Source organism: Clostridium sp. KLE 1755, assembly GCF_000466465.2.
GTDB lineage: Bacteria > Bacillota > Clostridia > Lachnospirales > Lachnospiraceae > Eisenbergiella > Eisenbergiella porci.
Map to the genome: position 1 here is coordinate 92,973 of NZ_KE992717.1, position 14,210 is coordinate 107,182.

Consider the following 14,210-nt stretch of genomic DNA (forward strand, 5'->3'; position numbering starts at 1 on the left):
AAAGCAATTTTCAAACACACCAATGCTTCGGACGCCGTATAAAAAAGCTGCGGCGGCATGCTCCATATTGCCCATACTGCAAAAAGAAACGGCATATTTCACGCCGTTTCTTTTTGTGTCCGCCCTGCTGCTTTCATCCTGCTTTTTTGCCCTGCTTCTTCCGGGAGAATATCCATCTGTTCCTCCCGAAAATATCTGCAACAGAACCTTATCTTTTTTCTCTATTGTCAGAAATACGTATCCACACTGCCAAACATTCTCTTAACCGTCTCATAAGCCAGCTTCGGCCGTCTGTATTCATCCACGATTCCCTTATTATTCATGGTTCTCGGCCGGCCGCCGAACCAGCTGTCACACACGTTGCAGTCACAGAACTGCCAGAGATAAACGCCGCTGCAGCCCTCCTGCCCGAAAACCGCCTCCAGCTGTTTTTCAATGGCATAAGCCTGGTATTCCTCAGACCATTTTACCCGGGAAGGTGTGCGGCAGCCATAGATGGCGCCCGCGCCCGTCTCCGTTATCAAAAACGGCTTTCCTGCGCCTTCCGACTCCTCCTGGACCCAGTCATAAAGGCCTTTCAGGTAGTCCTGTACAGGCGTGTCATGATACCATAAGGGATAAATGTTATAGGATACCACCTCAGGCAGTCCGAAACAGATATCCGTTTTAAACTGACAGCTTGCAGAGGAGCGCGGCCGGCTCTGATCCAGCTGGAGGATCAGCTCATACTGCTTACGATAGCATTCCTTTCCATACTCCGTATGGCTTGCGCATTCATTCAGAATCCCCCAGATATAAATGGAAGGATGGTTGTAATGCGCCTCAATCATTTCCCGGATACAGTCCTCGCATTGCCGTTCGAAGTTGGGATTTCTCATGTTTTCCTCTGAAAGCCCTCTCGCATGGTTCTCTTCCCATACAAGCATGCCTGTTTCATCGCACAGATCCAGGAAAATTTCATCATTGGGATAATGAGAGGTACGCACGGAATTGGCTCCCATATCCTTCATGAGTAGCAAATCCTGCTGCATGGCCGCAAAAGGGAGGGCGCAGCCAAACTGGGGATGATCCTCATGGCGGCAGAAGCCCTTAATCCTGAGCTTCCGTCCGTTCAGCAGGATATCCTTCCCCTCAATACGGACCTCACGGAAGCCTGCCCGATCAATGAGATCGTCCGTTTCCCGGCCCTGCGCATCCAGCAGAACCGCATTCAGCAGATATAATACGGGATTTTCCGGACACCACTCCTGCGCCTGCGGAAAAAGTGTTTCCTCCGTCTCAAATCCGCATACGCCGTTTCCTTCTGCCCACACAGCAGCCTCCGCCACCGTCTCTTCCCCAAGGGAAAGCAGGATCCTGCCCTCAAAAGGCGCCGCGGATAAATTTTTCACTTCTCCTTTTATCACGAAATACCACTGCCCGTCCCTGCGCAGGGGAGTAAAATGCAGCTTCGTAAGGTATGCATCCTTCAGCTCCTCCAGAACCACCGGACGGGTAATTCCTCCGTAGGTCTGGTAATCATTGGGCACATGCAGCGCCGAATCCGGGCCGAAGGAATTGTCAACATAGACTCTCAGCGTATGTTCCCCCGCCGGAAGCTCCTTTACCACTGCCGAAAACGGGGTATAGGCATTGTAATGCTCCGCTATCCGCATATCATCAAGATATACCTGTGCCGTATGGCTGACCCCCTTAAATTCCAGGCGTATGTTGCCTTCGCAGGCAAATCTTCTTTCATAAACAGCCTTTCCCCGGTAGGTTAACGTATCCGGGCAGTTCTCCCAGCAGCCCGGAACTGCGGTTTTCATTTTAACCGGAGCCGTCCCCTTACCCGGGGCAGCCTCCTTAACCGGGGCAGTCTCTTTCCCCCCGGCTGTCTCTCCAACCGTTCCTCCCTCTTCAGGCAGCGTTTCAAAATCCCACAGACAGGAGGACAGCTCCTGTGTTTTCCTGATTCTGTGTGTTGCAAATGTCCGTACCATCCGTACAGCCTCCTTTTCTTACTCTTTAACGTAACTGCAGAACTGTTATTTTTAAAGTAACTGCAGAACCGCTATTCTTTGACAGCCCCGATCATGACGCCCTTTACAAAATGCTTCTGGATGAACGGATACACGCAGAGTATGGGCACCGTGGAAACAATAATCGTCGCATATTTTATCGTCTGCCCCACATCCTCCACATCTGTCTGCCCGGTCATGGCTCCCAGCTGGCTTCTGGTGAGAATATCCCTGAGGAAAATCTGCAGCGGCATTTTGTCCGCATCCCGCAGATATATCATGGCGTGGAACCAGGCATTCCAGTGTCCTACCGCATAATACAGCAGGATTACCATAATTGTGGGCTTGGCCAGCGGCATGATGATCCGAAACAGAATAGTCCAGTCCCCGGCTCCGTCAATGCGCGCCGATTCCTCCAGCGATTCCGGAATCCCCTCAAACCCCGTTATCATAATCATTAGGTTAAAGGTGCTGACAGCGCCGGGCAGAATCAGGGAAAGCCTGCTGTTTATCATTCCCAGATCCTTAATCAGCAGATAGCCGGGAATCAGCCCGCCGCTGAAATACATGGTAAAAATAAACATGATAGTAAGCACGCGGCGCAGCATAAACTGCTTTCTTGACAGCACATAGGCCGCCATGCAGGTCGCCAGGATATTAACCAGCGTTCCCACGGTCACATAAAAAACCGTATTCATGTAGCCGCTGTAAATGGAAGGATTTAAAAATACCTTCTTATAAGCGCCAAGCGAAAATCCCAGCGGCTTAAGCAGCAGGCTTGAATTGCCCATCAGCTTCAGAGGATCGCTGAAGGAAGCAAAAATGACATATAAAAAGGGATACAGCGTCACAAGCGAGACAAGCAGCAGCACAAGGCCGTTGCATATCTGGAATACCCCTTCACCCAGATTTCTTTTTTTCATATATATACTCCTACCATAAGCTATGTTCTGTCAACCTTTTACAGAGTTTATTTGCAATAAAAAGCAATGTAAGGTTGATGACAGAATTAAACAGTCCCACTGCTGTGGAAAAGCTGTAGCTTTGATCCACAAGCCCCTTCCGGTAAACATACGTGGAAATTACATCCGCAGTCTCATAAATTGAGGAATTATAAAGCAAAATGATCTTTTCAAAGCCAAGATTCATCATATTCCCCACTCTCAGGATAAACATGGTGATGATCGTGGGAAGGATGCCCGGCAGCGTCACATGTATCATCTGTTTCCACCGTCCCGCTCCATCCATTCTCGCCGCTTCATACAATTCCGAATTAATCCCCGCTATCGCTGCAATATATATGATGGAGCCCCAGCCGATCCCCTGCCATATATCGGAAATTACATAAATGGGCTGGAAAAAGGAAGGGTTCATCATCAGATTTTGTTTGGGATAGCCAAATAACGTCATCAGCTGTGTCAGGAAGCCGTCCGTAGCCGTAAACTGAAGAACCATTCCGGCAATTACCACCGTGGAAATAAAATGCGGCATATAGCTCACCGTCTGCACAAATTTTTTATATCCCTGGCTGCGCACTTCATTTAAAAGCAGCGCCAGCAGAATCGGCGCAGGGAAGCCGAAAAGAAGATTTTTCAGATTAATGCTCAGGGTATTGCGGATCAGACGTTCAAAATACACGCTTTTGAAAAATTCCGCAAAATGCTTCAGGCCGGCCCACGGGCTGTGAAGCACTCCCAGCTTGGGGGTATAGTCACGGAAAGCGATCTGCGCTCCGTACATGGGGTAATAGCAGAACACAAGGTAATAGGCCACAATCGGCAATATCATAAGATACAGTCCCTTATGTCTTTTTACATTCTGCCAGAGCCTGGCAGCATAACTGTCCTTTTTCATAAAGACTCCTTCTTTCAAACAGGCCCGCAGCTTTTCCCAAAGCCCGGGCCTGCCGGTATCAATTATCTTGCCAGGTATCTGTCATATTCCGCCTGTCTGATTTCTATCGCCCTTTCAATATTCATGTTCCTGATATTTTCCACAAATTCAGGGAAATTCTCCAGAGGCTCCGTGCCCAGGATGAATTTCAGCTTGAATTCATCCAGATAGGTCTGAATATCAGTCATGATGGAGTTATATTCCTGCAGCTCCGCATCCGTCATGGTTGCAGGGGGCATATCCTTCACTGTGGCATCGGGAGTTGCCCAGACTTCCAGGGATTTTTTCTGCACGTCATAAGCATATCCGCCCAGCATATAATCCTTTTCCACCAGGAAGGGCTTATTATTGCAGCCGGCATAAATGGAGAGCGCTTTTTCAATGGACAGTCCGTCCGGATTATGAAGGACAAAGTCCGTAAATACCGGTTTGCCGTCAACCATTTCATAGGTCACGCCTTCCTTGCCGTAATTGGCCAGCATATTTCCCTCTTCGCCATAGGTATAGTCAAGCACGCGGGCCGCAGCCTCCGGGTTGGAACAGGTTGCGGAAATCGCACCGCCGATATTATTGATCCGGTAGCTGCTCTGGTCAACAATGAATTTATCTCCCTTATTTAAAACAGGGTTGGGGGCGGGCTGATAATTCATTTCCTTGTTTTCTTCCTGTATGGTCTGTATCTTTCCAAGAGTTCCGCCGGTATAGCCCCATACAAGCCCTGTTCTTCCGCTGGAAATTTTGGCAAAAAAAGCGTCCGTATCCTGGGTAAAGGCATCAGGATCCAGGATTCCCATGTTCATCCAGCGGTTAAACAGAGTCAGGAAATCCAGATACTCATCCTCAATTGCCCCGAAATGCACTTTATTATCACCGTCTACATACATCCCTTCTCTGATTCCGAAGCTGTTGACCATAATGTTATAGTTTCCATAAATAAAGGAAAATGCGGAATCGCAGCCCTTCTGATCCTTGAAGGCAACCAGAACATCTTCCATTTCCTGAACAGTTTCCGGCATCTGCAGCCCCAGTTCATCCAGCCAGTCCTGCCTAATCATATTTCCATTGAAAACAAGCGGGGAATCCGGCTTTCTGATCATAGGTGCCCATGCGTACAGTCCCTCATTATTTCTGCATAGCTTGTCAACCTCCGGATCGGATTCCAAATATGCTTTAAAATTAGGCATGTATCCATTATCCATAAGATCGTTAAGAGGGATAATAGAGCCGTCCAACAGCAGCTTTTGCACACCGCCCGGAATCGTCGGTTCAAGTTCAATAATAATATCCGGAAGATCATCTGTACCTGCCAGCAGCGACAGAGCATCTTTGCCGCCTGAACTGTCAACAAACTGAAGATCTACATTGCAGGCTTCCTCAATAGCCTGCCAGTACTCCCAGTCTCCCTGGTCATTATACAGATCTCCATTTGTCCAATAAGACCAGACTGTGAGCACAGGCGTCTCTTCTCCCGATGTCGCTTCGCTTCCGGTTTCTTCTTTATTGGAAACGGATACATCCGCCTGAGTCTGTCCGCTGCTGCCGCAGCCTGTGAACAGGGACGAAAAAGTCAGCAGGGCTGCCAGCGCGGCAGTTCCTAATTTGTTTGGAAAATTCTTCTTCATAATTACTGTCCTTCCTTTTTATGAAATGATATTTTTTTGAAAATCACTCCGAACCGGCGCGCCTCGCTTCGGTTAATGTCAGTTACAGCATAGCCCGGAAAACCGGCTGCGTAAATCTTGGAAAAAGGAAATTCATATGTATCTGCCGCAATATTTCAGAAATATAATATTTGTTTAGAAAAATCATACTGGCTTTTTTACAGCCTATGGTATACTTATTTTACAGTAATAATAATAAAAAGGGTGATTGATTTATGAGGCGGCAAACGGATAATAAAAAGAAAAAAACAGGCTTATTCTGGAGAACACTTATTTCCTATGCAAGTGTTCTGCTGCTTCCCATCATTATCTGTTCCTTCTATTATTTTCACAGCTATAATGCTTTAAAGGAACGCACCATTGCCAGCCAGCATCTGATGCTGGAAAATTCCGGTGAGCAGATCAACTCCGTATTCCGTGATGCGATTACGCTTGGCTCCCATATTCAGCTGAATAAATATGTAGTCGCTCTTGCCAACAGCAAAAGCACGCCTGGATCCACGCCTGTCATGGACCGCTATTATCTGAAAAAGGATCTGGCGGCCATGCAGATATCCAATGCGCTCATCCAGCGAATCAACCTGTATTTTCCTGATTCCGGTTATATCGTAAACCCTGTTTCCACTTTTGAAAAGTCCCTGCTGCCTGCCATGGAAGCAAAAAGCAATACCATGACGGACGGCGACTGGAATGCGATCGGCAGCGCATTGCAGGAAAACCGTATCATATGCTATGCAAACAGGGAGAAAAACTTCATCGTTATAGCCCAGAACCTTCTGACGGATATCACAGGAAAGCCGCTGGCTGTGCTGTGCATCCAGATCGACAACAAAAGCCTGCTGACCCGGCTGCAAAGCCGGCTTCTTCTGGAATATTCCTGCGCCTTTGCTTTGGTGGATCAGGAACAGCTTCTGCTGGCCGCCGGCAGCAAAGACGACAGCCTTTCCGCCCTGCCCATAGCGGAAATCGCCTCTTACTTCACAGACCGGCCAGATGCGTCCTTTTATGAGACAAAAAACCAGGGAAAGGTCATTATAGATTATTATCCGTTACAGATTTCCGGTACGGCGCTCATATCCATTACGGAAAAGAAGGACTACCAGGCCCAGATGACCCGGCTGCTGGAAATCATGCTGCTTACGATTTTGATCTGCATTTTTACAGGCCTTGTGGTAATCATGTATTATTCCCGTAAAAATTATGAGCCGGTGTCCCAGATCCTGCAATTTATAGGGGATACGGACGAATCTGTGGGGCCGGCCCAAAACGAATATCATCTGATCATGAAAATACTTACCGAGAACCGGAATGAAATAGCCAGACAAAAAATGATGCTGAAAAATAATTATCTCCAGAAAATCTTTTCCGGAGAAATAGAATTCAGCCAGATACCGGAGCAGGTTGCCGAACAGTTTTCCTTTAACCTTTCCTTCCCCACGGTCTGCGTCGTGCTGCTTTCCGTGGAAGGGACAGGCAGCCTGAATGAACCGGAGGGGCTGGCGGGACTGACCGCCTTTACGATCGAAAATGTATTCCAGGAGCTTCTTTCCTCGCAGTTCCCTGACAGCCATTTCGGTATCCGCAAAGGAAAGATTTCGGTCCTGATTCCGGTTTCCGGCCAGCTTGACCGTCCGCTTGTACAGATCGAACAGCTCACGGAAAGGCTGATAGGATTTTTGTCGGATACCTTCCAGCTTTCCCTGAAAGCCGGAATCAGCAGCCTGCAGTCCCAGGAAAAGATACCGGAAGCCTGCCTGCAGGCGGATACCGCGCTGGAATACCAGAGACTGTTTGAAACGGGCCGGATCTGTCTCTATGAGACGATTCCCCAGAAACAGATCATAGGCTCCATCCCGCTGAACACCAGCGAGTATATTGTAAATCTTGTCACCACGTGTAATCAGGCGCAGATAACCGAATATTTTAATGATATAGAAAAAAATCTTGAAAAATGTGAACTCTCCTGGGCCGACGCCAAAAGCTGCTATTATTTCTTTTATCAGGCCACTGTCAAGCTCCGGCTATACTGCCAGACGCATTACGGCCTGCAACCGGAGTCCTTAAGCTTCCTGGATGAGTCCTTCTTTTCCCAGTCTCTGCCCAAAGCGCTCTCCCAGACCTGCCGCGCTTATCTGGCTGCCTGCCGGGAGATTGCGGAAAACTGCAAAAATCCCTCCTATGGACAATGGGGAAAGGATATCTGCCGCTTTATAGACAATAACTATTTTGATGTTAACATCAATCTGAATACAATAGCCGAACATTTTCAGATTACCCCGTCCTACCTGTCACGGAAATTCAGGGAGCAGTATCAGAAAAGCGTTATCGACTACCTTTATGAAGTGCGGATCTCAAACGCCGTTTCCCTGTTGAATGAAACGGATTTAAAAATTGCGGACATCGCGCAGATGACCGGCTTTGTGGACAGCAACGCATTTATCCGCATATTTAAGAAGCTCAAGGGGACGACTCCCGGCAAATATAAGGAAGGTATCCTCCAGGGGCACTAATCGGCAGGACAGCGCTTCGCGCTGACCGTAAGGAAGTGATTCAGGAGTGCCAAAATCCATCGCCGCAGGCGATTTAGGATGGATTTTGGCAATAACTGTGAAGTAATGAACAGGTATCCTCCATGCATAAGCAGACGCATGGGGGATGCCCTGAATTTTGACTGACATATCACTCTTTTACGGCTACTCTGCAAAGCTTTTTATAGAAAGCAATTCCATACAGAATAAAGGTATGATAGCCTTCCAGTTTCAGTTCAGCATCATATTGCCTGTCTTCGATCTGAGTCAATGCTTCTTTTGCTTTAGCTCCCAGCTCTGCATAGGTATCTGCGATTTTTATTTCAATTATAATCGCCTTCCCCTCATAGGGCGCGGAAAGCAGCAGCAGGTCACTTCTCCCCAGGCCGCTTTCCCGATTGGACTTTATTATATATCCGTCCATCATTTTCAACAGCCCGCCAAGAAAACCATGATAGTAATCTTCCTTATAGTCATAAAAACTAATGGTCTCCATCAGATTCCCGGACAGTTCTTTTTCCATAACCGTCGCATTTTTCCCAAGGACGGCCTGATACAAAGCCGAGAAATCCGTCTTTTTAATTCTTTCCTGAAACCAGTCCATTATCGTATTTCTGTAAATCAGCTTTACTTCTGTATTTGGAATCGCCAATTCCAGGTAAACAGTTTCACCGTCAAACCGTTCACCCTTTTTTTTCAGGTATCCTGTAAAAAACAGAAAATTCCACAGATTTTCTTCTGATTTATATACTTCATCATAGGTAATCTCTTCGTGAACCGGCTTTTCTATCACTTCTCCCTCAATCAATGCTTCCATTTCCTGCCTTACGCTGCCATCCGCACGTTCCACCAGTTCCCTGACAATACTGTTGGAGGAAGTATTCGCCCAGTATGGCTTCGGAAAAGCATTCTTATCAACAGCCGCCGTTTTCGTATAGTTCAGTACGCTCCACGGATTATATACTTCTGTCTTTCCAAATACATAGCCATCATACCAGCGCCTGACTTCACCTTTCTTGTTACTGATTCCATAGGCTTCCAAAAGCTGTTCCACTTCCGGCTGGGTAAAACCAAAATGCTCCGCATAATTTACATTAAGGATTGAAATCATTTCCGGATTATTCAGTCCGGTAAATATACTCTCCTTTGTTATACGAAGACAGCCAGTGATTACGGCAAATTCCAGGCTGGAATTGGTTTTTAGCGCCGATTCAAAAAAGGAACGGATGAAATCTGTCATCTGTTTATAAAATCCGTTAAAATATGCATTTTCCAGTGGAACATCGTACTCGTCCAGAAGGATAATTACATTTCTTCTATAAACCTTTTTCAAACAACGGGTAAGGAATTCCATTGCCATCGCATAATCAATTCTGGCTGCTTTTTTTCCTCTGATCCGGCAAAAAAGTTCTTTTTCGTCCGGCAGCAGCCTTGAACTTTCAAGCACATCGTCATGACGTTCGAATTCCTTTGCAATTTCATTCACCATTGCATCATAAGCCATATTCCAGTCCGGCTGCTTTGCAGACTTTAAGGAAAGGTTAACTACCGGATACCGACCTTTATGTTTCGTATATTTTTCACCGGCTTCCATAATCTTAAGCCCTTTGAACAAGTTATTATTATCTGTATTCGTATCGCTCACGGGCACCTGCTCAAAATAATATCTGAGCATACTTAAACTTAATGTCTTGCCAAAACGTCTCGGCCTCATAAACAGGCTTACTTCACTTCTGTTATCCAGCAGTTCCTTTATCAGCAATGATTTATCCACATAGTAAAAGTTGTTTTCTCTCAGTTTTTTAAAATCTTCGATTCCGATTGGCAATGGTCTGTCCATTTTATCCCCGCTTTCTGCCTTTCACTGACTGTTTTTCACTGACTCCCTTTACATAACTATCCTATGCTTTTACAGTTGCATTTCCCAGATGCATCTTTTCTCTGATTATACCCTGTTTGAAGTTTAACCGCAATGTATTCTCCAAATCAAAAGCTCTGCTTCTCCTGTTATCATAAGCGTTTATGCATTCCCTGGCTGGAGGGAAGGGGTGTAAATCATGCTTTTCCCGTCCATCTGTATCCATACGGAATGTCCCGGGATACTATTTCCTTCATATTCATATGCTTCCTCTGCAAAGTTGGCCACCGCGGCAATGTTTTCTCCGTAAACAGTTTTCTGCACCGCCCCGTCCTGCGTGAGATATTTGAAGTCCGTCATCTCCTGCAGCACTGCCTTCCTGCTGAATTCTGACCACACGGCGTGATGTGCGGCGATATCCTTATGATACCGCTTCCACTCCGCCGCATCCAGGTGGTACAGGGGCGGAACATTGTACAGAACCTCTCTTACCATGCGGTCCGCCGTCGCCCCCTGGATTTTGAAGGTGGACCAGTCCCAGTGATAGCCTGTGATAACGGAATCGTTGTATACCAGCTTGTACAGCGGAATATCATACCTGGGGTCCACGAACAGTGTATAGTACTTATCTTTCACCGGAATCCTTTTTGAAAAATGTTCGGCCACTCCGCCGGCGGGATTGTAATACTTTCCGATATAGTACTCACTGTCCCGGTTCTTTTTCATGTCATCGTCCATCCAGGAAAAGGTCTTCAGTTCGATTCCATGGGCAAAGGCAATCGTGGAAGCCGCAAAATCATTGCCGCCCTCAGATCCCACTACAAAACGATACTGATCCCGGATATAGGCCATCCTTTCCAGCCTGGCCGCCAGATCCTCTTCCTGGGTTGCAGGGTGGGATGGTGAATAATCGTCATAAATTTCCCCGGTTGCATCACAGTCAATAAACCAGGAATTAAACGGAAGCGAATTCGACATAATGTCCTCCATGCGCGCTTCCACCGCAGGAAAAGCCAGAACAGGATTCAGTTTGCGCCCCACATTCTGAAAGCCGCCCACTTTTTCTCCATTTTTGTCCGTAACCGTGGCTTCCTCATATAAAGCTGTATCCTCAAACTGCGCCGTTATCCACTGCTCTTTGCCCGGTTCGTGAATGGAGTGATAGGAATCATAGCTTCCGATCAGATACCCCTGCGCGGCGGCTTTCTCCACAAGCTCCGGTTTTGCGTACGCCTGCTCCCAGCTGTTGAGGCCTATCCAGGCCCGGTCAATGCCGCTCTCCTTCAGTCCCTGAAGCAACTCCGTCGTCCCAGAATCCGTCCATTGCTTTGCGTCGGTAAAAATCTCCGGCCAGTTAACTGCCAATGCCTCTTTTTTCACCTGAATTTTTTCTATTTCGGTCAGATTTTCATGCCCTTTTGCCAAAAGCTGCGTCATCGCCGGGGAATGCTGTGTAAAAACAGATGGATCCCAGAAATCTTCCCTTTTCAGCAGCTGGCTGAGATAACTGCATACTGTATTTTTCTGATATTCAGCTACATAATCCTGCTTTTTTATTTCTTCCAGCGCTGCTGTAAATTCCGAACCGTTTTCCTGGCTGCCGGCAAAGGATGACAGATACTCTGTCAGCGGAGAATCCGCCGCCTGCCGGAAAGCCTTCCAGTCAATATCATCAGGGGAAATAAGGAATTCTCCCCACAGATAAATGAACGGAGCGCCATAAAGCTTACGGATATCCGAATTGCTCTGCGCCTTCTGCTCCAGTGTCATAAAATCACCCTGTTCCATGCGGTAATTCCTGTAAAGCCTGGCTGCGCTTACCGGATCCGGGCCGGTCAGATAAATCCGGTAACTGCTGGATCTGCTCCTATCAATTGCCGGATAGTCATGGGAAACAGAGAAGGTGATAGCTGGATCTGCAGAAAACTGCAGGTTCGTCCGAAAGGGATCCTCCACAATATACAGAATGGAAAACTCTCCGGACGAGGTAATCCAGAAAGGCATGGAAAGCTGTTCCAGCACGGGAAATTCCTGTCCGTTCAGATATTCTCTAAAGACCGCGTCCCCTGCCGGCACCCGTTTTCCTTCTCCAAAGGGAAAATAATAGGTTTCCCCTGAAATTTCCGGCCATACAAAGGTATTGTCTTCCTCTGTTTCCGAAGTGATTGTTACGCTTAAATAGTCCTCCGCCGGCGTTATGGCGACAGATGTCCTTTCCCCGGGATACCGCCAGCTGACAGTACCGTCTTTTTCCTGATAATCTGAATACTCCCGCTCTTTACCTCCCTGTGAAACGGTCAGCAGCGTTCCCCCGGTTTCCATAGTCAGTTCAAAGTTTTCCGGATTTACCTGGAAATCAAAAGGGAGTCCGGAAACCCGGCCGCCTGAAGCATCTGTTTGTGTTTCTAACGATGAGTCTGTCGTTGTCCCATCGGCAATGCTTACCGGAGATTCCTTCCCGTCCTGCGCTGACTGATCCACAGACGGAGCTTTTCCGGCACATCCGCCCAAAATCAACGCAATCGGCAGTATAAGGCAGACGGATTTTTTTAAAAGCTTTACTGTTTTCATCTCTTTCTCTCCTATCAGTTTTCATAGCTGTTTTTGCGGCAGGCACAGTAAATGCGCCTGCTCATTAAGCAGCTGCAATTTTTCTTTTTTAATAAATAATCCGGCAGTCTGCGATCGTTTTTTATATTCCTCCTTCTGTAAGCCGATCCTATAGATTTATCCTGCCCGATATCAGGAAGTTTAACAGAGGGCTGTTACAGCCATGTGACAAAAAAGGCATAAGCGGATACTTTTTTATATCCGTTTATGCCTTTCGAATCTCTTCTTTTGATTCTCTTCTTTTTGTTTTGCTTTTAATTTTCATTTTTCAATGCAGCCGGAAACAATACTTCAAACAATATCCTTCCCTCCCCGATTTCACATCGGACAGAATAGCCATACTGCTCTGCAATTCTTTTTACAATAGCAAGTCCAAGGCCGGTTCCGGTCAGTGCCCTGCTGCGGGAAGGCTCCCCTACATAAAATGGATCCCAAATCCGTTCCGGATCCAGCGCGTCATTATAAAACCCGTTGGATATCCGGAACCGGCACCATTCTCCCATCCTGCAAAGCGTCACCTCCACGGCGCCGGAAGAGGCATATTTTACCGCGTTTGACAGCAGGTTGGAAAACAGCAGGGCAACAAGCTCACTGTTTCCCATGATTTCCACATCGCAGGCAAGCTCCTCCTGAAAAGACAGTCCCCGGGCATGCAGGGCCATTCTTTGTTCCTCCATGCATTTATGCAGTATTGTATCAAGGGCGATGGGTGAAAGCGGGTATTCCCTGCTTTCGATCCGGGACAGGCTGAGCAGCCGTTCCACCAGACGGGAAATCCTGGCATTCTGTTCTTCAATTGTATCCAGGAAGGTGCCGTCATCCAGGCCGTCCTTTATGCCGGAGGCGTACATGCCGATGAGGGAAACCGGCGTTTTGATGTCATGGGCCACATCATCCAGAAGCTGTTTCATCTGCCTGTTTTTATTAAGCAGCTGCTTTTCATATTCACGAAGGGAACGGCTCATCTGGTTCATGTTCTCTGCAACGGTTTCCAGTTCATCTCCTGTACGGATATCCAAAACGGCATATTCCTGACGGGAAAGCTGCCGGGAAAAGTGCTCCATCTGCCGAAGCGGATTGGTAATATGCTTTACGAACAGGCTGAGCAGCCTCCGCCCCGCAGGTAAGCCCGGTAATTTCATTTTCGATTTCGCCTTTGGCTGTCAGCATCAGAACCTTAACCGGAAAATTCAAAAGCCGGATTTCCTTAAGGGTCTGGATACCATCCTGAACCGGTATCATCCAGTCCAGAATCACAAGATCCACCTGATTCTCTGACAAAAAATCAATGGCGGCGCGGCCGTTGTCAACAATATTCACCTGGCAGCCCTCCCGCTGGAGATAAAGCTTCAGGATTTTCTGCATATCCGGATCGTCTTCGGCAATCAGCAGTTTCATATTTTCCTCCTTTTATCGCAATTTCGGGGGATAAAGAATAGAAAACCACCGGTTTATGAGCCAGTGGTTTTCTGCTATTCCATATTATATCCGTTTTGGGTTTTCCTATAGCGGCAGACTTTTTCCCGGCAAACTCAGCCAGGGAAAAGCAGACGCCTCCCGCCAGATAGCAAAGCAGCTCCTACAGGATAATTTAAACGTTCGGCATCTTGGAAATGGGGGCCATCATCACCTTGCCGGTCCCGCGGTACACATTGACAAG

Annotated in this window: 9 protein-coding genes; 1 reads left to right on the forward strand and 8 read right to left on the reverse strand. The window is 47.3% G+C overall.

Annotated elements, in window-relative coordinates:
• Positions 1–227: 227 nt before the first annotated feature.
• From HMPREF1548_RS14955 to HMPREF1548_RS14970, 4 genes are all read right to left on the reverse strand, one after another.
• Positions 228–1,982 (reverse strand): glycoside hydrolase family 2 protein, encoded by a 1,755-nt coding sequence (locus HMPREF1548_RS14955; protein WP_021637104.1) that lies wholly within the window; start codon positions 1,980–1,982, stop codon positions 228–230.
• A 71-nt stretch (positions 1,983–2,053) separates the two neighbouring features.
• On the reverse strand, positions 2,054–2,923 hold the full coding sequence (locus HMPREF1548_RS14960) for a carbohydrate ABC transporter permease (protein WP_021637105.1): 870 nt from the start codon (positions 2,921–2,923) through the stop codon (positions 2,054–2,056).
• A 10-nt stretch (positions 2,924–2,933) separates the two neighbouring features.
• Positions 2,934–3,854, reverse strand: coding sequence for an ABC transporter permease (locus tag HMPREF1548_RS14965; protein ID WP_021637106.1), 921 nt, complete (start codon positions 3,852–3,854; stop codon positions 2,934–2,936).
• Between the two features lie 62 nt (positions 3,855–3,916).
• A complete protein-coding gene (locus HMPREF1548_RS14970) occupies positions 3,917–5,515 on the reverse strand; it encodes an extracellular solute-binding protein (protein ID WP_021637107.1) in 1,599 nt (532 codons plus the stop codon).
• Positions 5,516–5,769: 254 nt separating this feature from the next.
• Here HMPREF1548_RS14970 and HMPREF1548_RS14975 point away from each other — a divergent pair, with 254 nt between their 5' ends.
• Positions 5,770–8,064 (forward strand): helix-turn-helix domain-containing protein, encoded by a 2,295-nt coding sequence (locus tag HMPREF1548_RS14975; RefSeq protein WP_021637109.1) that lies wholly within the window; start codon positions 5,770–5,772, stop codon positions 8,062–8,064.
• A gap of 169 nt (positions 8,065–8,233) precedes the next feature.
• Here HMPREF1548_RS14975 and HMPREF1548_RS14980 read toward each other — a convergent pair whose 3' ends face one another.
• The 4 genes from HMPREF1548_RS14980 to HMPREF1548_RS14995 all read right to left on the reverse strand — a co-directional run bounded on the left by HMPREF1548_RS14980 (position 8,234) and on the right by HMPREF1548_RS14995 (position 13,948).
• On the reverse strand, positions 8,234–9,922 hold the full coding sequence (locus tag HMPREF1548_RS14980) for an AAA family ATPase (RefSeq protein ID WP_021637110.1): 1,689 nt from the start codon (positions 9,920–9,922) through the stop codon (positions 8,234–8,236).
• A gap of 180 nt (positions 9,923–10,102) precedes the next feature.
• Entirely contained in the window at positions 10,103–12,511 is a 2,409-nt protein-coding gene (locus tag HMPREF1548_RS14985; protein ID WP_021637111.1) for a glycoside hydrolase, read from the reverse strand.
• Between the two features lie 293 nt (positions 12,512–12,804).
• Positions 12,805–13,614: a sensor histidine kinase gene (locus HMPREF1548_RS14990; protein WP_276946524.1), complete on the reverse strand. Its 810-nt coding sequence runs from the start codon at positions 13,612–13,614 to the stop codon at positions 12,805–12,807.
• Positions 13,547–13,948, reverse strand: a complete 402-nt coding sequence (locus HMPREF1548_RS14995) for a response regulator (RefSeq protein ID WP_021637113.1) — start codon at positions 13,946–13,948, stop codon at positions 13,547–13,549. Before HMPREF1548_RS14995 ends, HMPREF1548_RS14990 begins: the two co-directional genes overlap by 68 nt.
• Positions 13,949–14,210 lie beyond the last annotated feature (262 nt).

What these genes read in the sequence shown, in the direction of transcription:
- HMPREF1548_RS14955 (WP_021637104.1), bottom strand. Translation starts at nt 1,982, where the DNA reads ATGGTACGGACATTTGCAACACACAGAATCAGGAAAACACAGGAGCTG.
- HMPREF1548_RS14960 (WP_021637105.1), bottom strand. Translation starts at nt 2,923, where the DNA reads ATGAAAAAAAGAAATCTGGGTGAAGGGGTATTCCAGATATGCAACGGC.
- HMPREF1548_RS14965 (WP_021637106.1), bottom strand. Translation starts at nt 3,854, where the DNA reads ATGAAAAAGGACAGTTATGCTGCCAGGCTCTGGCAGAATGTAAAAAGA.
- HMPREF1548_RS14970 (WP_021637107.1), bottom strand. Translation starts at nt 5,515, where the DNA reads ATGAAGAAGAATTTTCCAAACAAATTAGGAACTGCCGCGCTGGCAGCC.
- HMPREF1548_RS14975 (WP_021637109.1), top strand. Translation starts at nt 5,770, where the DNA reads ATGAGGCGGCAAACGGATAATAAAAAGAAAAAAACAGGCTTATTCTGG.
- HMPREF1548_RS14980 (WP_021637110.1), bottom strand. Translation starts at nt 9,922, where the DNA reads ATGGACAGACCATTGCCAATCGGAATCGAAGATTTTAAAAAACTGAGA.
- HMPREF1548_RS14985 (WP_021637111.1), bottom strand. Translation starts at nt 12,511, where the DNA reads ATGAAAACAGTAAAGCTTTTAAAAAAATCCGTCTGCCTTATACTGCCG.
- HMPREF1548_RS14990 (WP_276946524.1), bottom strand. Translation starts at nt 13,614, where the DNA reads ATGGAGCACTTTTCCCGGCAGCTTTCCCGTCAGGAATATGCCGTTTTG.
- HMPREF1548_RS14995 (WP_021637113.1), bottom strand. Translation starts at nt 13,948, where the DNA reads ATGAAACTGCTGATTGCCGAAGACGATCCGGATATGCAGAAAATCCTG.